Source organism: Fibrobacter sp. UBA2449, from assembly GCF_002342555.1.
GTDB lineage: Bacteria > Fibrobacterota > Fibrobacteria > Fibrobacterales > Fibrobacteraceae > Fibrobacter.
This window is the reverse complement of the sequence record NZ_DDQF01000015.1, coordinates 1-21,151: the sequence shown is the minus strand read 5'-3', so window position 1 is coordinate 21,151 and position 21,151 is coordinate 1. Positions and strand designations below refer to the sequence as shown.

Sequence of the window (21,151 nt, the reverse complement as noted above, 5' to 3'; positions counted from 1 at the left end):
AAATTCTCTTCCTAAGATAATTGTTCAGCACGAGGCGTCACTTCTTGGCTCGTTTGAAACCGAAGGTCTTCGTCGTGTTGTCGTTCGCCTTGATGACGTCGCCCTTTTCGTAGTCGAGGTCATCTCCCGAACCGGATTCCGCAACGTAGGTTGCCTTGGATTCAAAATCGAACTTCGCAATGTAGGCACCAGTGCCGAGCCTGCGGCCGGTCTTGCTTGCCGGGGAACCGTTGGGCGCAAGCCATTCGAGGTTCAGGTGCAGCACGCCGTCTTCCGAAATCTTGTCGCGACCGATGTCGTCGAGGTCGATTCGGATATCTTGGTTCGCGATGAACTGCCCGAGGTTGTCGTAGACGTTCATCGTGAAGCGGATGTCGAAATCGAAGATAGGCTTGCCGAAGTCGTCGGTCTGGAGAGCCGACGGCATGGTGATATCCACGAAGAACTGCGGGCCCGCATGCTTGTAGGTATTGGTGTCAAGCACGATGGCGGTCGCCGAGAGCTTATTGTCGTTCAGGTTGAGCAGGGTTTCCGTCCCGTTCGAGTTCTTGACGGTGATGCGGAAGATGTCGCCTTCCTTCACGGGGACATCGGCGTAGGGCATTTCCTTGGACGGAGTGGTGATATTGCTTGCGAGCGTCACCTTGAACTTCGTCTTCTCGGCAGCATCACCACCAACGATAACCCACGGGTTTTTGATGGTGGGGTAGTTGCCTGCCTTGTCTTTGTAGCGAGAAAGTTCTTTGAGAGGCACGAGCCTAATGAAGTCGCCCACGCGGACGGCGCCTTCGGATTCGTCCGTGTAGCCGAACGTCTCCTTGGTCTCGTTCTTCGTGGTCACCGAGATCGGCTTGAGGTAGATTCCCTCCTGCGAGCCGCGCTTCCTTTCGATGTATTCGAGAACTGGATTGTCGATGCTCTGGAGCGGTTCAGACATGGTCGCCTCGAGGAACTCGTAAGAGCTTACGGAACTCTTGGTCGCCTTTATGATGATGGGCGGGCAGTTGTCGATGAGCGTTGCCCGTGTTGCATCCAGCAGGCTTTCGAGAGATCCCTTGCGCGGGAGGATAGCTCCGTTGCCGCCACTAGAACCGTAGGTCATGTTCTTGTACAGGCCGTCCGGAATCGCAATCCTGATGGCGCTATGCTCGGTCTGTGCCGAGTCCCAGCCCACGGTGTCAATTTTCGGAATGAACGTAGAATCCTGCGATGTCTGGTACTGGTCGCATTTCTGCGAGACTGTAGAAGAAAGCGTGTCGATATGGTCAACCGTGCATTGGTCGACAACGGTCTGTTCCGCATCGAGGTAGGTGCAGGTGAAAACCGTGTCTGTGACGTAGGTCGTCACGTCCTTGAAACTGATGCAGGTCTTCTTGACGGTTCCCTTTATCCAGGTTCCGTTGGCAGAGTCCAGCTTTGTTATGGCGACAGGAGTCTTTTCGCCATAGACCGTATCGAGGGCCCATCCGCCGGCGGGCGTGGTGAACGGCGTGTAGACGGCGGGGCTGCCCCAGTACACGTCGATCGTGTCGGGAATGTTCTTGTCGCGGAGCAGTTTCACGAACTCGATGTAGATGGAGTCGGGCTGGCCGTCGCCTTCGACATCGAAGATCCTTGCGTAATGCACGGGCACAGGTCGGGTCGATTCTGTCACCGTAATCGGTTCGCAGGAGGCGAGCGCGTTAGTGGACATGTCGTTCACCTGGAAGGATCCGGCAATTTGTGTGCGGAACCCGGGCTTGATTAGGTTCCCGTTCGTGTTGCCTTCGATGACATAGAGCCAGCTCTTGCCGTCGTCGCTGGATGTTGCCGAAATGACGCGGATGCCGGCCTGCACGACTTCGGATGTGCCGTCGTAAACCTCAAGGGGCCATTCCGTCTTTGAACCTAGGTTGATAGGTTCCGAGAATGAAACCTTGAGTGTGTCGCGTTCGTTTTCGTGGTTCTCGTTTTCCAGAATGGAAACGCTCACGAGCTTCGGCTTGATGGCGTCGGTAATGGCTACGGTCGCTGTCTGGGCCTTCCCGTTTTCGCGCAAGTAGACGGTGACGTTACCCTTCGGGTTCGCGATGCTGACGAGCGAGTCGGAAAGGGGGAAGGAGGCTGTCGCACCCGTCACGGTGGAAGACGGAGTCAGCACGAAGGAATTGCCTGCGAATGTCGCGGTGGAATCGAGCGAGACCATCACGCTGTCGAGGATAATCTTGGTGCCATCGAACTGGCTTCCGCTGAATTCGATATTGAGGCTCATGTCATTTACGGGTGCACCGGTCATGGAGCAGACTTCGCTTGTAATGAGAGCCTTCTTGGGGTCGGGCCGGGTCGGCTGCGAGTAGAACCAGACGGAGTCGCGTTCTTCTTCGTCGGCCGGGTCTTGGTACTTGACCCAGATGGTGTCGCCACCGAGGAAGTGGATGTTGGGGTAGGCGTCTTCGCTCGAACTTGCCTTGAGCCAGTCGCCGGAGAAGTAGCCCAGGGCCTCATTATCGCGCCTGAGAATGACTTCGATAGAGTCCCCGGTGCGCGAATTGAAAACCTTCACGGGCATAGTCTCGTTGTTGCGGCTGTCCTTGTCGCGCAACTGAATCTGGAACTGGAGGGAACCGTCTGTCTTGGCGGGGCTCGTTACCGAGTTCCCGTCCTTCTGTACAAGCAGCAGCGAGCCCTGGGTGCGGTCGCCCTTGCTGAACTGCACGTAGTAGGTGCGGTTCACGAACGCGCATCCGCCATTTTCTTGGCATTCCGCACATTCGGGGTTCGGACCCGCGAACACGGTCACGTCCACCTTGTTGGTGCCGATGGTCATCTTGGCCGGGATGTCCAGGTCGAACTTGCCGGTCTCGTAGTTGTAGACGGCCGCCTTCGCGAGTTGTTCCTTGGTGAGCGCCACGCCGTTCACCCAGATGCTGTTCACGTAGCCGCTTTCCGAAATCAGTGCCGTGCCGCGCAGGTGCATGACGCTTGTCGCCGTGTCGATTCGCACATAGGAACCGTTGGACACGTTGAACGGAGCGTCGAACGCTACGGTCATGTCGTAGTGGGCGCGCTTGGTGGTCATTTCCTTGTAGGAGGGGCTGAAGCCCGATATGAACTCGTCCTTGCGGTAGACTACGATGTAGGGGTTGACAGGTGCCTGCTCGAAGTCGCCCTGGTCCTTTTCCCATGCGGGAACGCCATCGTAGTCGGCCCCGTCATCGTCGCGCTTGTGGGCCGCCCAAGACCAGTCGGGAGAGTTGCCGCCGGTCACGAGGCGCTTCTTGCCCGGAGTGCGGAGCGTTTCGCACATGTTGTTCTGGTAAATGCCGCTGGAGAAACCGATGTCGATACGCATGCGCGATGACGATTTGATGGTCGTGCCGCCCAGCGGAATCGGGATGTACCAGTCGTATTCGCCCGTTGCCGGGTTGTAGGTGTCTTCAAGTTTTACCGGCACGGCATGTCTCAGGTAGTAGCGTATGGAATCGTCGACATTCTCGCCTCTTTCGTTCACGCAGGGCCTGTTGAAGCCCGCTTCGTCATAGGCCTGGCAAATGTCGGAATCCACCAGCAGGGGGCAGGTTCCCGGTTGGTTGTTCTGGCCGGGGACGGCCTCGATTTCTTCGGGCTTTGCTGTCACGTAGAATCTAAGGGTCAGCTCGTTGAACGCGCGGTCCTCGTTGTTGGTGAGGTTCAGGTTCAGGAAATCCATCCCGCCGAACTCGTACTGGTACACGCTTACGTCGAAGTCGTAGTGCGTCACGGGAGTAGTAAACTTGAGCGGCATGCCGTTGTCGTCGGTGCAGCGCTGCACCCCGTTGCTTTCTACGCAGTAGTAGTAGGTCGTCTTTTCCTTGAGCTTGCCAATCTTCACGTAGTGGAAGCTGGTCGGGATTCCCGAAACATCCGCATTGCCGTCGATGTCGCAGGTGCCCCTCGGGGTCGTGGGACAGGTCATCTTGTCGTAGCTCGTGAGTGTCGTATCCCAGTAGACCTTGGATTCGTACTGGCCGTTGGGTGTGTACCACATGATTTCGGCGCTGTCGGAACTCAGGTTGCAGACCTTCACGTTCTGGATGTCGGCCGGGGCCGGCGGGCTCACGAGGGTCGTGAACGAGAACGGGGTCGTGGTACTGTCGACGAGCCACTTGGTGGCGTACGCTTCGCTCCTGATGTTAATCGCGATGACCTTGAAGTAGTAGGTTGTGCCGTTCTGGAGCCCCGTCAGGTGGATCTCGTGCTTTACGCTGTTGACGGTATCCTTCGCGGGAATGTTGAACGGACCGGTTTCACTGGTGCTGTAGAGGATCATGGCGGGGCCGCGCATGTCCTGGGAAATCTTTACGATGGCAGAATCGTAGCCCACGTAACGGATTTCCACGTTAATCTGGGAGGGGGCGCGGTTGCGGTCTTCTTCGCGGACGGCAACCGCGCTCGAAGCCACGAACATGGCCGTAGCGTCGATACAGGTTTCGGAAAGGTGGTAGTCTTCCCAGCTGAGCGTCGAGGGCGACCAGGCGTTCTCGACGCCGGGGGTCACGCCGCCGAACAGGGCGCCCGTGGGCGGGTTGTACTTGTAGCCAGCACCCGGCATGTTCTTGCCTTCGGGGTTCGATGCACGGTGGTGCGGGTGGGCGTCGTTCTTGTCGCCCACGCCCAGCAAGAAGGAAACATCCCAGGGGTTCACGCCGAGCATGTAGTTGAGCTGGTTTATACCGAGTTGCTTCATGGCGGCGGAGTTCCAGTTCTGCATGCCCTTCTGCGGCAGGTTGATTCCTTCCAAATCCTTGGTCACGTCGGAATAGGCGAGTACTTCGAAAATGTTGCCCGCCTGGTAGCGGTTGTAAATCCAGGTCTGGTCGGTCTGCATGTTGTACCACAGGTCGCCGAACGAGACTGGGGTCGGGCCGTTCAGGGTCGGGATAGTAATGCTCTGGGAACCGCTTCCGCTCAGGTAACTGATGTTGGTGCCGAGAATCAAGGCGACATTTTCGGCGTAGGTCAGGCGGGTCTTGTCGTCGATGCCGTACTTGAGGCCGGTTTCCTTGTCCTTCAGGAGCATCTTGTAGAAACCGTACAGCGTGTAGGTGTAGGCGTTCGCCCAGCTCGTATTCTTGCTCGACTTCCTCATGCCGTCACGGTTCCAGGCCATCCAGCCGCCATGGAAGAACCCGGTCGAGGCTTCCTGCGGGACACCAATTTGCGTATCTTCCACGGCGTCGTTCAGGTAGTCCATCTTGCCGGTCTTTTCGTAGGTGGCGAAGTGAAGCGCAATGGCCGCAATGGCGAGGTCGTCGTGCGACTCGTTGTTGCCGTTGTAGGCCGGGCTCGACCAGCCGTCGGCCTTCGTATTGTGCACATAGGCCTTTCCGCCGTCGTAGGTTTCGGGGCCAAGGCTCTTTTCCTTGAGCTTCAGGTTCTTGGCGAAATCGTACATCTTTTCGGCCACGACAAGGCAGCTATCAGCAAAGGGCTTGTCGTATGTTGCGTATTCCTTGCTCAAAATGGCGAGGCCCGCCGCGATCTGGCCCGAAATGTTGGAACCCAGTTCGCCGAGGCGGATGTCACGTTCATGCGGACCTCCGCGACCGGTCAATGTCGTGGGCAGCGCATCCTGGTTTTCGGGGCGTCCCCACCATCCGTGGTCGGCGCCAAAGTTTCCTACGGAGACGGCCATATTGTCGATGACGCCATTTGCAAAACGGTAGGCGCGCAAAAAGAAGTCGGCACCGTGCTTGGCTTCGCGCAGAATGTCGGGAATACCGTCGGTATTGATGGTTTCGCCCATGTTGTAGGCGTAGTGGTCCTCGTCGCGTTCCGGGCTCGATGCCGCCATCACGGCAAGCACCATGAATGCATAGGCCTGGGTCTGGGATTCCTTCAGGTGGTCACCGCAGTCGTACCAGCCGCCCTGCAGTGCGCCCTCTTCTGGAGTGAAGCCTGTGACGGCGCCGACACCCTTTACGAACTTGCCGCTGCCGTCTTTGGTGTGGCTCGGCTTGTGGAACCAGGATTCCGAATTGCCGGAACGGTTGATACCATAGAACTTGAGGGTCGCATCGCGGACCATCGAGTAGACCTTGTCGCTAATAATAAAGGTAGCGGAATACTGGCTCAGCACCTTGACGCGGTAGCGCTTGTTCATGTCGAGTCCGGCCGCCTGGCTCAGTTGGCCGATACAAACCTTGCCCTCGGGACCTATGGCCTTGGCCGTGTAGCGCCCTTGGTTGTTCGTCGCGGCGTCAGTTCCTGCCTTGATGTCCCAACTGGACCCGGTGGACTTGCCGGAGTTGGTAAAGGTTCCGCCAGTAAAGACTTCGTTCCCTTCCAAATCGACAACGGAGAATTTTTCGCTACAGTTGCCCGCGGATACATAATAGAACTGCTTTTCCGGGTCTTCGGGCAGGTAGCCCGCCTGGTTGATACGGATACGGCCGATACGGAGGTTCTGTGCGTCACGGAAAGCCTGGTTCAACGAGTCGGGAATGATTCCGTTTGGAACAAAGTCTTGGGGCATGGATCCGATGGGGGGCACGGTATTGTGCTTGCGGGGGTTCGGAGTATACTTGCTGAAACTCTCGACTGTACCGCCGTTGTCTGTGGCGGCCGTATCCCACTTCATGGGCCATATCGGACGAATCAAGTCATAGGGTGTCGGTTGTTCTTGGTCAACCGCAGCAAAAGTCAGAGATGCCAGAAGCAATCCTGCTACTAGGAAAAACGGCATATAGCCTCCCTTAAAAAAGTACTCACAACAATCCCATCTAGAAAATAGACATTTTTAACGCGGTTGAAAAAAAGTGTATCAAAAAAAACTACTCATTCGGGCTTTTTTTTATATATTTCAAAGTATGACATCCTCTTTTTTTAAGAAAAGATTTTTTTACATTCCTGCTTCGGCGCTGTTCGTTTCCGGATTGTCGCTGTTCGGTCTTTCCGCTTGTGGAGACGAGGTGGCAGGTCCCAAGGAACCGTCTAGCCAGTTGCCCGATGACCCTCCTGCGGTGTCTTCCGAAAGCAAGCTCTCCCAGGAGGGAGGATCCTCTTCCTCGTCGACAGTCTCAAAGCCGTCTTCGTCCTCCTCGCAGGCATCCAAGCCCGTTGCCTCGTCATCTTCCAAGACGGCGACGGAGTCTTCTGAAGAGGTTCTGAACGAGCCGTCTCTCAAAGTTTCCGGAAGTTGCGGTCCCAAGACCCCCATCATTGAGAAGGGAGGCATGGCGACGTGGTCGTTCTATCGTGAAGGTGGCGATGTCTTTGATGCCATCATGGCTCCGTTTGTATGGAAATTCCCCGAACTGAACAAGACGGTGCAGGGGAATGGGATGAACTCCGTGGATGTTTCGTATGAGCAGTCCGGAACTTACACGGCAACGCTGAACGTCGATGGTGCAGATGTCGTTTGTGATCCCCTACAGGTGCAGGGCATTCCTATTACTATCAATTCCTGCAAGGCCGACAAGGAAACAGCCAAGGCGGGCGAAACGATTACGTGGAAGGTCGAGGCGGAATCCGATGCGAACATCACCGGGTATGCCTGGACTTCGACGCTCGGGACGATTTCTGGTTCGGGGACGAGTGCTACTTTGTCTGCAGAAGCTTCGATGCACAAGCAGAAGGTTGCCCCCATGGTTGCCGTGACCAACGATGACAGGACCACGCAAACTTACCAGTGCGACGGCGTGACTGTGCTTGACCCCGAATCGGTGGACCTAGTGCTCATCGTTGCCGATGTCAACAGTCCGCAGTATGGCGAGACCAATCGCGCGAATCTCCCGGATTCCATGTTCATTCCGGCGCAGTCCCCGATTACCGCCCAGGTTCCGAATACTGCGAAGGCAAACTGCAACCTTTCTTGCGTGCCCAAGGTTGGAGCCGATTACATGTCCCTCAAGATTACCGTGGACGGAAATCAGGTTGACAACATCGGTTACTTCAATCCCGGCAACAGCTGCGCGCCTGGCAAGAAGTTCTCCATCGAGGCAACGGTCACCGCGCTTTGCATGGTTTCGCCCAACTAGAAGGCGGCAAACTCATTTAACGAAGGCCGTGGTCCTTGTGACCGCGGCCTTCTTATATGCATCTGGAAATACAACAAAGATTGCAAAAAGAAAGACGGCCAGAAGCCGTCTCTCTTAAACCTTTTTGAAGGAGCTTATCAGTCCCCGGTGAAGATGATCACGAGCACAGAAGCAACGAACAGGGCGGAAACCACGAGGAATTCCCACGGATTTTCCATGATGGTGGTCTTTGCAGAACCCATGCTGGAAGCTTCGATCTTCTGCTGTTCTTCGGCCTTGGCCTTGGCTTCAGCTTCGGCAGCCTTCTTTTCTTCTTCGGCCTTGGCGAGAGCGGCGGAGTCTACCGGGGCTTCTTCGGTCTTGGCTTCGAGGACTTCGGTCTTGGCGGTGTCGGCCGGAGCGGCAGCTTCGGCGGGCGCTGCTTCAGCAGGAGCGGCGGCGGAATCAGTGGCGGCTACGGCTTCGGCAGGAGCGGCCTCGGCAGCGGGCGCTGCTTCAGCAGGAGCAGCTTCGGCAGCCTTGGCGGTGTCGGCAGCGGCAGGAGCGGCTTCAGCAGCAGGAGCGGCGGCCGGGGCTGCTTCAGCGGCAGGGGCCGGAGCAGCGGCTTCGGCAGCAGGTGCAGCAGCCGGGGCAGCCTCAGCAGGAGCAGCAGCGGGTGCGGCGGCTTCGGCGGCAGGTGCCGGTGCGGCAGCGGGGGCTGCCTTCTTGGCGGACTTGGCCGGCGCAGCGAATGCGACTGCTGCGGCGAGCATGGAGACCATCAAAATCTTTTTCATCATAGATTCCATTCCTCTTTAGGGGTTGTTTTTAAACTTACGCTCTAAAAAATAGCACATCTTGGGGCGAATTGCTAAAAAAAAATAAAAAAAATTCAAATAATCCCCTTTTTTTGTACGTTCATCGGCGGTTTTTACAAAAAAAGGCATTACGCCTGGCGAGACCGCCCCCTTCGGTCGGGGCAATTTTTATCTTATGAATCAAAATTTAACCCCTCACTAGAGACACAAATTATGGCATTCAAATACGAAGCTACCGTCCAGCACGGTGAAGATACTACCGAATACGTGAACCTCGGTAAAGACGGCGTTTCCGTCGCCGAATTCGAAGGCAAGAAGATTCTGAAGGTCGCCCCCGAGGCGCTCACCAAGATCGCCCAGGCAGCCTTTGAAGAAGTGGAATTCTGCCTGCGTCCGGCCCACACGGCCAAGGTCGCCAAGATTTTGCAGGACCCGGAAGCTTCGGACAACGACAAGTTTGTCGCGCTCACCATGCTCAAGAACGCCTGCGTTGCAGCAAAGGGGATCCTCCCGTTCTGCCAGGACACTGGTACCGCAATCTGCGTTGCCCACAAGGGCCAGCAGGTGTGGACCGGCTTCGACGATGCCGAAGCGATTTCCGAAGGTATCTACAACGCCTATACCACCAAGAACCTCCGCTACAGCCAGATTGCACCCTTGACCATGTACGAAGAAAAGAACACCGGTTGCAACCTGCCTGCCCAGATCGACATCCACGCCGAAGAAGGCGCCGAGATGAAGTTCCTCTTTGTGGCCAAGGGCGGTGGCTCTGCCAACAAGACTTACTACTGGCCCATGACCAAGGCGCTCCTCAACCCGAAGTCCTTGGAAAAGTTCCTTGCCGAAAAGGTGAAGACCTTGGGTACTGCAGCATGCCCTCCGTACCACCTCGCGATCGTGATTGGCGGAACCTCTGCCGAAATGAACACGCACATGGTGAAGCTCGCTAGCTGCGGTTACCTCGATGATATTCCGACCACGGGTTCCGAAGGCGGCCGTATTTTCCGCGACCTCGAAATGGAAGAAAAGGTTCTGCACATTTGCCAGAAGACGGGCATTGGCGCCCAGTTCGGCGGCAAGTACCTGGTGCACGATGTGCGCGTGATCCGCGCTCCGCGCCACGCTGCAAGCTGCCCGGTTTCTATCGGCGTGAGCTGCTCTGCAGACCGCAACATCAAGGCAAAGATTGACGAGAACGGCCTCTGGCTCGAAAAGATGGAACACCATCCGGAAAACTACATTCCGGCAGGCAACGCCGTGAACCTCGCTCCGGCTGTGGAAATCGACCTTGACCGCCCGATGAAGGAAGTGCTCGCCGACCTCACCAAGTATCCGGTGAAGACCCGCCTCAGCCTCAAGGGCACGATGATTGTGGCCCGCGACATGGCACACGCGAAGATTGCTGAAATCTTCGACAAGCAGGAACGTGGCGAAGAACTCACCGACGAAGAAAAGACCGTGCTCAAGGTCGTGTCTGACCACCCGATTTACTACGCCGGCCCGGCCAAGACTCCGGCAGGCATGCCCACCGGTAGCTTCGGCCCGACGACCGCCAACCGCATGGACCCGTACGTGATGCGCTTCCAGAGCAAGGGTGCCTCGATGATCATGGTGGCCAAGGGCAACCGCAGCCAGGACGTGACTGACGCCTGCAAGAAGTACGGCGGATTCTTCCTCGGCTCTATCGGCGGTCCGGCAGCCATCCTCGCTGAACAGAACATTCTGTCTAACGATATCGTGGCCTTCCCGGAACTTGGCATGGAAGCCATCCGCAAGATTACCATCAAGGACTTCCCCGCATTCATCCTCGTGGATGACAAGGGAAATAATTTCTTTGAAGGCTTGATCTAAAAGCTTGTTATCCCCGCCAGCGGGGACCTCCCTTTTCAATAGAAACGCCCCGCAAGTTTGTGCTTGCGGGGTGTCCTTGTATGTGAAAATTTGAGGAGTCTCTAGTTTTTGAATTCTACGCTCTCGATTGCCTCCAGGAGCGTTGCCTTAACATCCGTGTCGTAAGTTAAACTACGCATGAAGGCGATGATAATATTTCCTTTTGGTGTTAATCTTGATGCGATGCAGATGTCCTTTGGCGTTTTTATTTTGTAGCATCTGTATGTATACTTTTTTTCGGAATTATAATCGGCATCAACAAGGTTTTCTTTTGTAAAACTTGGGAAGAAATCTTCGTAAGCAGAAAAAATTTTGGTTGTCTTCAATGAATCGCTTATATCGTTCTGAAAAACTTCTGGGTTGTTTTGCGAAGCATTGCTATATGAAGCGAGTCTGAAACCCATTTCTAAATCTCCATTATCTAACGTCACAGAAGCTATTCCTTTAGTGGTGTCATGAATGGCGTTTCTGTAATCGAAACGACCGCTGACATAGAATGGGGTGTCGATTTCAAGTTTTTCTGGCATCTCGGTTGCAATAAATGCCTTTGCTGTTGATGTACGGACGTAAATGAGCATTTTCCCAAGAATGATTGGACGCATGCTTGTTCCCATCAAAATGGCACAACTAGAAAGAACAAGTGTCGTGAAAATAAGTAAAATCTTTTTCATGAATACCTCTTTTAGGTTATGTTGAAATAATAATAAATTTTATACGAATAAAAAGCAGCCCCCTAGAGAAGTCAGATTAAATGACTTTGTCTGTAATTGTGCGCCACTCGCCGGGCTTTAAGTTGCCGAGCGGGATGTTGCCCTTGGTCTATACGACCAAAGACCGACCAAAAAGTTTACAAAAAGGAGCAATTTTGTGTAGAAAACGGCGAATTTGTGCCATTTTGTAAAGCAAACGGGCTATTCCTACTTGGAATGGTGTTGGCTGTTCAACCCTGAATAATGTATATTATGGAGGAGGTTTATATGGAAGATCTAGTTCTGACAATTCCAACCCAAGATTTGGGTATCATGGAAACGCTAGCAAATCGCATGGGCTGGACTGTGCGGTCAAAGCGGAGCATTGTCCAGAAATTTGTCGATTCTTGCCCCAAGACCCCAATGATGACCGACGAAGAAATCGCCGCTGAAGTCAACGCTGTTCGATACGGGAAATGAAGGTCCTGTTCGGCACAAATTTGTGAATATCATTCATGATAGGCAAGCGGCTTGCTTCGCTTGCCGATGTTTTATGCCGTAATGATGTTCAAGTTTATATGAGCGAACAACTGCTAGACGAAATTCAAACTGTGGTCGCTCGTCCGAAATTTAACGTTATTATTTCTCAAGAATCATGGCAAGCGTTTGTTGACATGGTGGATAATGTTTGCCATTGGACTCCAATCACAATACAGGCAAAATCACCTATCAGGGACATCAAGGATCTCTTTATATTGTCAATGGCAGAAAGTGTTCCTGTTGATTTCATCGTAAGCGGAGACAAGGACTTGACAGAGTTAAAAAGTCATGCAGGAATTCCGATTCTTTCGTATTCAGAGTTTTTGAATAAATTAGGTTTATAGAAAAAACGCAGGCTCGGGTTGAGTCTGCGTTTGCTAATATGTCATCCCCGCGAAGGCGGGGATCTTTTATGCCGCGATGATTACCGCACAACCTTGCGGTCGTCTTCGGTCATCTTGAGGAAGTCGGCAACCTTCATGCTGCCCTTGTCGCCGTCCTTGCGCTTACGCACGGACACAACACCATCGGCGACTTCCTTCTCGCCAACGATGAGAAGGTAAGGCACCTTCTGCAATTCGCACTGGCGGATCTTGTAGCCGAGCTTTTCGTTGGATTCGTCGACTTCCACGCGGACGCCGGCGTTCACGAGTTCCTTTTCGACCTGCTTCGCATAGTCAACGAACTTCTCGGAAATCGGGAGCACGCGGGCCTGCACCGGAGCGAGCCACAGCGGGAAATCGCCCATGAATTCTTCAATCAAAATGCCGAGGAAGCGTTCGATGGAACCCACGGCCGCACGGTGCAACATCACCGGAATGTGCTTCTGGTTGTCCTTACCGACATATTCAGCACCAAGGCGCTGCGGAAGGTTAAAGTCCACCTGGATGGTACCGCACTGCCAGTCACGACCGAGGCTGTCCTTCAGCGTGAATTCGAGCTTCGGGCCGTAGAAGGCACCTTCGCCCGGGTTCAGGATGTAGTCGAGGCCAGCAAGCTTCGTCGCTTCGGCGAGGGCGGCTTCAGCCTTGTCCCAAATTTCGTCGGAACCCACGCGCTTTTCCGGGCGGGTGGAGAACTTCACCACGATATCGTCGAAACCGAAGTCGTGGTAGATTTCCTTGACGAGGGCGCAGAAGTCGGCCACTTCGCTTGCAATCTGGTCTTCGGTACAGAAGATGTGGGCGTCGTCCTGCACAAAGCCGCGCACGCGCATCAGGCCGTGCATCGTACCGGCAGGTTCGTAACGGTGGCACTTACCGAATTCGGCAAGGCGCATCGGCAGGTCGCGCCAGCTGCGGAGCCCCGTGTTGAAAATCTGGATGTGGCAGGGGCAGTTCATCGGCTTCACGGCCATTTCCACGTCGCCAGCCAGCGTCTTGAACATGTTCTCGTTGTACTTGTCGGCGTGGCCGGACTTGATCCACAAAGTCTTGTTCACGATTTCCGGCGTAATCACTTCCAGGTAGCCGCGACGGTCAATCTTACCGCGGATGTAGTCCTTGAGGGCGTTCACCATCTTGGTGCCCTTCGGGTGCCAGAACACCATGCCCGGAGAATGGTCTTCGATGTGGTAGAGGTCCATTTCCTTGCCGATTTTGCGGTGGTCGCGCTTTTCGGCTTCTTCGAGGAACTTCAGGTAAGTTTCGAGGCCTTCCTTGTCGGCAAAGCAAGTGCCGTACACGCGGGTCAGCTGGTCACTGTTCTGGTCGCCATGCCAGTAGGCGCCCGACATCGAGAGCACCTTGAAATTCTTGAGCTTGCCGGTAGAGGGCACGTGGGGGCCGGCGCAGAGGTCTTCAAAGTTCTTGCCCGGTTCGCCAGTCACGTAGAAGCTGAGCGTACCGTCGCTACCCTCGCGGGCGAGAGCGCGCTGCGCGTTGTCCGTCTTGTACTTGTCGCCTTCCGTGCGCTTCAGGCCATCGGCGGCGCTGACTTCGCAACGGGTAAACGGACGGTCTTCCTTGATGATTTCCTTCATGCGCTTTTCGATGCGCTCGAAATCCGACTGCTGAATCGGGGTCGGTGTCATCAAATCGTAGTAGAAACCCTTTTCGATAGCCGGACCGTAGGCGAGCTTGGTGCCCGGGAACAGGTCGCAGATGGCTTCGGCAAGCACGTGGCTGCAGCTGTGACGCAGGAGCATCAGAGCATCCGGGTCGTCGTTGCTCGGCGTGATAATCTTGATGGTGCCGCTTTCGGTGAGCGGGCGCGTGAGGTCGAGGACCTTATCGCCGAGTTTGACGCCAAGCGCCTTGCGTGCAAGACCTTCGGAAATGCTCTTTGCAATTTCGAGGCCGGTGGTGCCCGATGCTACGGAACGTACGGAGCCATCGGGGAAGGTGAGTTCGATTTGAGACATAAATAATCCTTTTTGTGGGCGGTTCTCGCCCGGTTCCCCAGAAATACGACATCTGGCGGTGAGGCGTAAGATAGAAAAAGACTATAGGTGTGGCTAGTGGTTGGTGATTAGTGGTTAGGAAAACAACCCTTTCAAACGCGTCATTCTGAGCGAAAGCGAAGAATCTAGCACTGATAATATAAAGGGGGAAGAATCCCCCTGATTGCAGCCCGCTTCGCGGTCTTCCATCACCCCTTTGCCTAGGGGACACCCCTAAGACCCCAATTCCATTGTTATATTAAAACACATGGCATTACTTCACAGACATCCTCAAGGATTCTTGCTGCGTGTTGCATACATTATCGTTCTTTGCATTTGCAGTAATGCCATAGCCCAGTTATCGGAAGAAGAGCAACTGGACAAAATGCTCGAACACCATAATGAAGAATACATGCCCAAACTTCTTGGTTTTAGTGCCGGCTATGCGACACCTAATGTATTTGACTTTTCCATTTTTTCTATTCTTGGCACTTTTCCAATCAATATTACGGATGGGTACAGAATCCATGTCGGATATGACCCCCTCCATTTAAGGGTTGACGATATCGGAGCATCCGACGACGCTTTGTTTGCCGTGAGTACATGGTTTCTTTTCAATGGAATTGACGATATCGCAAACAAAATAACAGGTTCAGAATCAGAAGGCCCGGGCATTTTGGTTTTGGCGACGCTCTTTATCTGGTGCGGAAATGTATACATTCCTCTAGTACCTGGTTCTTGGCTCGGTATCAACGACCAAAACCATTTTACGACTCATGTAATTCAAGAAGGTTTCCATACGCGAAGCTTCACCTACACGAACGATTTGAGTTTACGCTTTTCTGCGAAACCTTCTAGTTCTGGATTTTTTCTAGATACGGGAATCCGGTTCGAAAAGAACTTCGCCGAAGATTTCAAATACAGGTTCTTTGTTCAACTAGGTCTATTTGGCTCAGGGTAAAGCCGCAGACCATAACGACTCATTCAATAAATTGGAACTCCGCTAGAAACTTCTATTAATTTTCTACACCTTCGCCCTGTACTGTCCCCTTTTCTCGGCGACGCAAAGTTCTAAAGGCCGTTTTCAACCCCAAATTGTTCGGCTCGGGTATACCAGTTCGGTATTATTTCTTGATGGAGCCGAAGATTTGACTAAAATTGGAGAAAATAGCGTAAAATCGGTGATTTTACACTTTTTCGGTGGGAAAAGTGCGATTTTAATGCACTAATTCGGTTGAAAAAGTGTGCTAAAGTATTGACAATTCGGTCGGAAAAGTGTAGTTTTGGGATATGTTCAAGAGAAAAATCCTTAAAGAATTTGAAAATTGGAAGATCTCGGGGGGCAAAAAGAAGTCCCTGGTTGTTAAGGGTATGCGCCAAATCGGCAAAACGTCCAGCGTCCTGGAATTTGCCCGCGCCAACTACGAGAACGTCGTCTATATCAACTTTAAGGAAAACGAAAACGCAAAGCGTGTCTTTGACAGTGACCTGAACGTGGGCAGGATTACCATAGACCTTTCCGCGCTTTTCCCCAACGTGCATTTTGTCGAGAACAAGACCGTCATCATCTTCGATGAAATTCAGGAATGTGCAAACGCCCGCGCAAGCATCAAGCCTTTTATGGAAGACGGTCGCTACGATGTCATCTGTACTGGCTCCCTGCTTGGTATTAAGGGGTATAACCGTAAAAAGGGAAAAGGCGTCCCAACCGGTTTTGAAAGAATAATTTATATGAAACCCATGGATTTCGAGGAATTTCTGTGGGCGAAGGGAATTGATGAAAAAGTCATCAGTTACCTGAAGGAATGCTTCGCGAAAAAGGAACCCGTAAGCGAGGCGACGCACAACGCCATGCTCCGCTACTTCAAGGAATACCTTTGTGTAGGCGGGCTCCCTTATGTTGTTTCTCGATTTGTCGAGACGAACGACATGAACGTCGTTTGGCAGGAACAGCAAGACATTCTTGAAGAATACAAGGACGATTTCGGCAAGCACCTTGACGAGAACGAAAACGAGGAAATCGACCGCACGCTTCTTGGCCGCATCAATCGCGTTTTTGATTCAATTCCCGCCCAACTTGCGAAGGAAAACAACAAGTTTGTCTATTCGCAACTAGAAAAGAAGGGTCGTTCCGAAAATTACCAAACCGCAATCCAATGGCTCTACGACTGCGGCATAATCAACATTTGCCACAACCTGACCAACATCGCAGAACCCCTTGAAGGCTACAAGATCGAGAATACGTTTAAGATTTATGTGCAGGATTCCGGCCTGTTTGTCGCCATGCTGGAACGCGGCACTGCGGCCAAGATTCTAAGCGGCGATTTGGGATTCTATAAAGGCGCCATCTACGAGAACATCATCGCAGATTGTTTCTCTAAACAAGGTCGCAAACTATTCTACTTCCGCAAAGAATCCGGGCTAGAAATTGACTTTGTAGAAAATGTCGGCGGCGAACTCGCCATTATTGAAGTCAAGGCGACAACGGGACGCTCCAAGTCGGCAAAGACCGTTCTGAGTAACGACAACTACGATGCAAAAGTTTGCTACAAGCTCTCCAAAAACAACATCGGTGTTGCTGGCAAAATGGTTACCCTGCCGTATTACATGGCGATGTTCTTGGAGTAAATTTTTAAACTGGTAGGGGAAAGCCTTCCCCTCGCTCTCCTTCTCCAGCCACATAGGCTAAGGACCCTGAGCCTGTCGAAGGGCCGCTACCCCTTCTAGCGGGCGCTCAATCGCCGCGCCCGCAACGCCCCAGGCTTACTGAAGTAAGCTGCCGCTTGTTGTGCTGAAGAGGTGAGAAATGGGGCTGTTTAGCAACCCCAGCAAAATAGAACTAATTGATAATTAACAAGAAATCTTTAAGGTTTGCTTAAATTCCGCATCAAATCGTTCCTTCATTTCTTTATCCGTGTCGTTAAAGAATGGAAGTCCGATTAGAATATATTCCTTAGACTTTTCAACAACGATGTTGTTCAATCCGTAGCGTTTTGAAATTTCCAGCAGAAACTTTTCTTTCCAACCATCATTTTCTTCGCCTGCAAGATGTTTGCCCTTGGGTTCAACAAATACTTGATAATACGCATTGTTATTGCCGTTCTTTCCCTGTAACAACAACAGGAAATCAGGTTGAAAGCCTTGCCCTGTTTCAAAGTCAAAAATCTTATAGACTTCTTCGTTTCGTAAAAGTTGGAAAGACTTGTATTTGTCTTCTAAATTTGATTTGCGAGACTTAATGAATTCAATCAGTTTTCGCTCCTCTTCTGTGCCCCAGAAGGAATCAAGCATATACCAGGCTTCATTTTTCAGTTCCTTTTCAAGCCGTTTGTTTTCTTTTGCATCATCATTCTCATCATCTATAAGAATCATCTTCTCTTTTTTGAAACCAATTTTTCCTTTCTCGTCATCAAAAGAGAATACGTCGGAAAATTTTACCAACTTAAAATCAGAGCCAATATAGGGTTTATCATAAGATTCTAATTCACGCTGCAAATACAACATAAATCCTTCACACATCTTCAGAAACTCTGCATTTGGGATGTCTTCAAATTTCATCGGTGCCGAAATACAGATTTTCACATCCTTTACAAAATTCAAAAAATCATCCATACTATCAACATTGAATCTTTTACAAACATTCTCATAGTTGAAATAAGATGATGAATTTGCATTCAATCGGTGAATGACTTTGTACTTGATATGTCGCGGAATTTCTGCAAAAGAGATAGCCTTTGTTTTTGTTGGCGCAGAGTCACTAATGTACAATGTATCTTCTTTTTGAGATAGATTTACTGCTTGCACCTCAGAATATAATCCCTTTATACTCCATTCAAATGCAGGGAGATTTTTGAAATCCTTTGGTAAAGTCTTTAAGCGCCTATTGGGATTTTCTTTTTTTTCGTTGACAAAGAAATACATTCCATTCAAGAAACTCTGATATTTTTCTTTGACATTGAAAATTTTTTGCGTTCGCTTATCTTGCATAAGACCGCGATTTTTCAACTCATTAGAAAGGTCGGAAATGTATTTTTCCTCGTCTTCAGAATGAAAGTAAAATTCCTCCAAAATTCTCAATTCATTTTGTAGGTCGTCGTCAAATTTTCGACGACCTTTTTCTTTGTCCTTGTACGCGAATGGGTGATAACGAACGCCACGACCTATCAACTGGACTTCACTCGTTGTATGCGAACCAACTTTTTTATTTTTGTAATCAGTATCGCGACCGGTGTAAAGACGAACAATATCGTATAAATTTAGAACGTCCCACCCTTCGGTCAAACGTTGAACGGTAAAGATTGCACGAATATGATTTGAACGATCTTCTAGACTATTCAGTAAATAATCTATTTCCCCATCTGTTTTTTCTTTTTGCGTTTTATTCGTTTTTGAGTTCGTTATAACTATATTTCGTTCCTGGAAACTCTCACGAATATAAGCAACTACGTTTTCAAAAGAAATTTTCCGCTCTTCCATATAGAGGCGTATTCTCTCAAAAATTCGGCCATCAAATGAATATGTCTTATCGGCTTGATCGTCACTATCATTTTTTATTTTTGAAAGCTTTTTCACAAACCCAAAATCGGACACCTTTACATTTTTGCACAGAGCAAGAAACCTCTGATAATCCGCCTTTGAATTTTCAATTTCCTTGCTACGGAAAAGTATGACAGGCTTGAAATTCGGAATACCATAATCTACGCCAATTCGATATCTGTACCAATTCAAAAGAAGAGCTTGAAGAACGCGTTCTTTTTGTTCAAGATTTGAGCGAACTAGCCGAATATGCTTTGTGCATTTAGCTTCCACAAAATCTTTCAGCTCGAACTTTGTAATTATCTTGTCTTCATATTTTTCTTGAATTAGATCATTTCTTGGTATCGTTGCGGTAAATTCTAGAAGAGCGTTCCTATTCTGCTCAGCAGCGTAAGAAACTCCATCTTTGCCTTTCTTTCCCAATATATAGTTGCAGATGGTTGTTTCCCATGATTTTTCGATATCATCATCTTTGGCACTGTCTTTTAGTTCACCTATAAAGGATGGCGTCTCAATTTCTGTTTGTTCCTTCTTTTTCTTTGCTGTGCTGGCGTTAAGATGATGGGCTTCATCCCCAATAAGAATCAGGTCTCTTTTTTGAAGGTCCGAAAGAAGTAAAGCATTTTCGCTTTCTTTGTAAATATCGTTGTGTAATTTTTGAATGGTGGTAAATTTAATCTGAATGTCGTCGCTTGAATTTGAGAATACGTCAACTTCGCGAATGCATATTCTTTTGCCATCAATTACAATGTTTTCCTTAAACAAGTATTTATTGTGGCTACTGTTGATGAAATTTGCCTGGGTTTTTCCGAGAATTGCGTTTTGGTTCACGAAAAAGATGAAATTACGAAATCCCTGTTTGTAATAATACAGGATTAAAGCGGCCATAACAAGTGTCTTGCCACTCCCTGTTGCCATATTGAACATCAAGTGATTCGGATTCTGTTTTTCACCCTTGCTCTTTTTCTTTTCGCGAGTAATTTCGTTTACCAAGAAATTCTCAAGAGCCTTTCGTTGCCATTCATAGAGTGGATAGCGAAGATTTTCTGTTATATACGAAGGAATGTTGTATTGTTCCTCGTCAAGAATTTCTTTTTTACTTTCAATGTCTTCAAGCAGCATTATTTACCACCTTTTTTCAGTTGGTAAAAATCCTCTGTAACGACAATGTCGTTTGCGGAAAGTCCACTATTCTTGTCCTTTCGATCATCGACATTCACATAGAGTTGGTTTAAATCTAACATCCGCGCAAACATCTCTTTCTGCTTCTTGAGCGGTTGCTTTTGGAAATGGACACTTTCGATTTCTTTACAGAATTCTTTTACGCGGACATTGTAGTGCAAGAAATATTTGGTGCAGAGCGACTTGAAAAGCTTTACCAACTCTTCATAAGATTTGCAAGCGGAAATTTGTTCCATCGCCATTTCGTTTTTCTTGGCGAGTTCAAGATAGACAAAGGATCCTCCACCTTGCCAGTTGACTGATTTTGAAATGCCAGACTGATCTCCTTCAATAACATTTTTCAATCTGACAACGCTGTCATTTTCACCATAATCCAATTGTTCAACGCCAATGTATTGGCGATTCATTTTATGTGCTACTGCAGCAGTAGTTCCCGAACCAAGATGATAGTCTAGAACAATGTCTGATTTATCAGAACACATTTCTATTACACGGTTTAACAAGGCTTCCGGTTTTTTCCCGTTTTTAAGCTTGACACCTCCTTCAGGAGCGATTCCTGTTGTTTTTATGTCTGACCAAAGAGACCCTAATTCTTTTACGATTGTTCGATTTCCTTTTTTATCGAATTTGATGTTTTTTTCGTAAAAACGAACCATTCGACCTCTATATGTATAAATCGGTTCCATCTCATTTCTTTCGTAAATATCCCAGCCATCTGTTTTTTTTGATCGCTCCATTGCATTTTTCAATCCTTCCCCAGGGCCTTTGGGACCAATCCCTTGGAAGATTCTATCAGCGTTATCAATTACAAACTGTCTTACATCTTTTTCCTCGATTTTCTTCTCCTTAATAATTTCATTTACACTTTTTACTTTCCATTTTCTAAAGTTCATTTCTTCCTTGTTAATCACAAATTTGTTATAAGCTGTATCGTGCACATAGCTTTTGACCTTTCCCTGCTCTGCCTGTTTCAAAAGCTGGTAGGTGTCTTTGCTCCATGCCACCGTTTCTTCCCGGACTTCTCCAGCAAATGTCTTTCCTTTCTCCGGCACATGCAAGCCCTGTTCCCAGCTCTGCTCGTTGCACCGTTCCTTTAAGTCTTTAAGGTCGTGCTTACTCAGAGGGTAATTTAGGGTATAA

At 50.3% G+C, this 21,151-nt stretch carries 12 protein-coding genes; 6 read left to right on the top strand and 6 right to left on the bottom strand.

Going from position 1 to position 21,151, the window contains the following annotated elements:
• Positions 1–37: 37 nt before the first annotated feature.
• The gene (locus B4B27_RS09465) at positions 38–6,703 is read right to left on the bottom strand and encodes a glycoside hydrolase family 9 protein (protein WP_290725982.1); all 6,666 of its coding nucleotides are present in this window, start codon (positions 6,701–6,703) and stop codon (positions 38–40) included.
• 124 nt (positions 6,704–6,827) lie between these two features.
• Here B4B27_RS09465 and B4B27_RS09460 point away from each other — a divergent pair, with 124 nt between their 5' ends.
• The gene (locus B4B27_RS09460) at positions 6,828–7,997 is read left to right on the top strand and encodes a hypothetical protein (RefSeq protein ID WP_290725980.1); all 1,170 of its coding nucleotides are present in this window, start codon (positions 6,828–6,830) and stop codon (positions 7,995–7,997) included.
• Between the two features lie 137 nt (positions 7,998–8,134).
• On the opposite strand, the gene B4B27_RS09455 is transcribed toward B4B27_RS09460, so the two are convergent.
• Positions 8,135–8,776: a hypothetical protein gene (locus tag B4B27_RS09455; protein ID WP_290725978.1), complete on the bottom strand. Its 642-nt coding sequence runs from the start codon at positions 8,774–8,776 to the stop codon at positions 8,135–8,137.
• A gap of 231 nt (positions 8,777–9,007) precedes the next feature.
• Here B4B27_RS09455 and B4B27_RS09450 point away from each other — a divergent pair, with 231 nt between their 5' ends.
• Positions 9,008–10,645, top strand: coding sequence for a fumarate hydratase (locus B4B27_RS09450; protein ID WP_072812275.1), 1,638 nt, complete (start codon positions 9,008–9,010; stop codon positions 10,643–10,645).
• Between the two features lie 101 nt (positions 10,646–10,746).
• Here B4B27_RS09450 and B4B27_RS09445 read toward each other — a convergent pair whose 3' ends face one another.
• Positions 10,747–11,355 carry a hypothetical protein gene (locus B4B27_RS09445; protein ID WP_290725975.1) on the bottom strand — a complete coding sequence of 203 codons (609 nt, stop codon included), beginning with the start codon at positions 11,353–11,355 and terminating at the stop codon, positions 10,747–10,749.
• 306 nt (positions 11,356–11,661) lie between these two features.
• On the opposite strand from B4B27_RS09445, the gene B4B27_RS09440 reads away from it, so the two are divergent.
• Positions 11,662–11,853, top strand: coding sequence for a hypothetical protein (locus tag B4B27_RS09440; protein WP_141100396.1), 192 nt, complete (start codon positions 11,662–11,664; stop codon positions 11,851–11,853).
• Between the two features lie 35 nt (positions 11,854–11,888).
• Positions 11,889–12,257 carry a putative toxin-antitoxin system toxin component, PIN family gene (locus B4B27_RS09435; RefSeq protein WP_290725970.1) on the top strand — a complete coding sequence of 123 codons (369 nt, stop codon included), beginning with the start codon at positions 11,889–11,891 and terminating at the stop codon, positions 12,255–12,257.
• A gap of 80 nt (positions 12,258–12,337) precedes the next feature.
• On the opposite strand, the gene thrS is transcribed toward B4B27_RS09435, so the two are convergent.
• Positions 12,338–14,275, bottom strand: coding sequence for a threonine--tRNA ligase (gene thrS / locus B4B27_RS09430; RefSeq protein ID WP_290725968.1), 1,938 nt, complete (start codon positions 14,273–14,275; stop codon positions 12,338–12,340).
• 286 nt (positions 14,276–14,561) lie between these two features.
• Here thrS and B4B27_RS09425 point away from each other — a divergent pair, with 286 nt between their 5' ends.
• Positions 14,562–15,254, top strand: a complete 693-nt coding sequence (locus B4B27_RS09425; RefSeq protein WP_290725966.1) for a hypothetical protein — start codon at positions 14,562–14,564, stop codon at positions 15,252–15,254.
• Between the two features lie 329 nt (positions 15,255–15,583).
• On the top strand, positions 15,584–16,921 hold the full coding sequence (locus B4B27_RS09420; protein ID WP_290725964.1) for an ATP-binding protein: 1,338 nt from the start codon (positions 15,584–15,586) through the stop codon (positions 16,919–16,921).
• A 222-nt stretch (positions 16,922–17,143) separates the two neighbouring features.
• Here the strand turns inward: B4B27_RS09420 and B4B27_RS09415 are convergent, their stop codons facing one another.
• Together B4B27_RS09415 and B4B27_RS09410 are read right to left on the bottom strand one after the other, a co-directional pair.
• On the bottom strand, positions 17,144–19,951 hold the full coding sequence (locus B4B27_RS09415; protein WP_290725962.1) for a DEAD/DEAH box helicase family protein: 2,808 nt from the start codon (positions 19,949–19,951) through the stop codon (positions 17,144–17,146).
• On the bottom strand, positions 19,951–20,904 hold the full coding sequence (locus tag B4B27_RS09410; protein WP_109639671.1) for a DNA methyltransferase: 954 nt from the start codon (positions 20,902–20,904) through the stop codon (positions 19,951–19,953). The genes B4B27_RS09415 and B4B27_RS09410 overlap by 1 nt, the downstream gene beginning before the upstream one ends.
• Positions 20,905–21,151 lie beyond the last annotated feature (247 nt).

What these genes read in the sequence shown, in the direction of transcription:
- B4B27_RS09465 (WP_290725982.1), bottom strand. Translation starts at nt 6,703, where the DNA reads ATGCCGTTTTTCCTAGTAGCAGGATTGCTTCTGGCATCTCTGACTTTT.
- B4B27_RS09460 (WP_290725980.1), top strand. Translation starts at nt 6,828, where the DNA reads ATGACATCCTCTTTTTTTAAGAAAAGATTTTTTTACATTCCTGCTTCG.
- B4B27_RS09455 (WP_290725978.1), bottom strand. Translation starts at nt 8,776, where the DNA reads ATGATGAAAAAGATTTTGATGGTCTCCATGCTCGCCGCAGCAGTCGCA.
- B4B27_RS09450 (WP_072812275.1), top strand. Translation starts at nt 9,008, where the DNA reads ATGGCATTCAAATACGAAGCTACCGTCCAGCACGGTGAAGATACTACC.
- B4B27_RS09445 (WP_290725975.1), bottom strand. Translation starts at nt 11,355, where the DNA reads ATGAAAAAGATTTTACTTATTTTCACGACACTTGTTCTTTCTAGTTGT.
- B4B27_RS09440 (WP_141100396.1), top strand. Translation starts at nt 11,662, where the DNA reads ATGGAAGATCTAGTTCTGACAATTCCAACCCAAGATTTGGGTATCATG.
- B4B27_RS09435 (WP_290725970.1), top strand. Translation starts at nt 11,889, where the DNA reads ATGATAGGCAAGCGGCTTGCTTCGCTTGCCGATGTTTTATGCCGTAAT.
- thrS (WP_290725968.1), bottom strand. Translation starts at nt 14,275, where the DNA reads ATGTCTCAAATCGAACTCACCTTCCCCGATGGCTCCGTACGTTCCGTA.
- B4B27_RS09425 (WP_290725966.1), top strand. Translation starts at nt 14,562, where the DNA reads ATGGCATTACTTCACAGACATCCTCAAGGATTCTTGCTGCGTGTTGCA.
- B4B27_RS09420 (WP_290725964.1), top strand. Translation starts at nt 15,584, where the DNA reads ATGTTCAAGAGAAAAATCCTTAAAGAATTTGAAAATTGGAAGATCTCG.
- B4B27_RS09415 (WP_290725962.1), bottom strand. Translation starts at nt 19,951, where the DNA reads ATGCTGCTTGAAGACATTGAAAGTAAAAAAGAAATTCTTGACGAGGAA.
- B4B27_RS09410 (WP_109639671.1), bottom strand. Translation starts at nt 20,904, where the DNA reads ATGAACTTTAGAAAATGGAAAGTAAAAAGTGTAAATGAAATTATTAAG.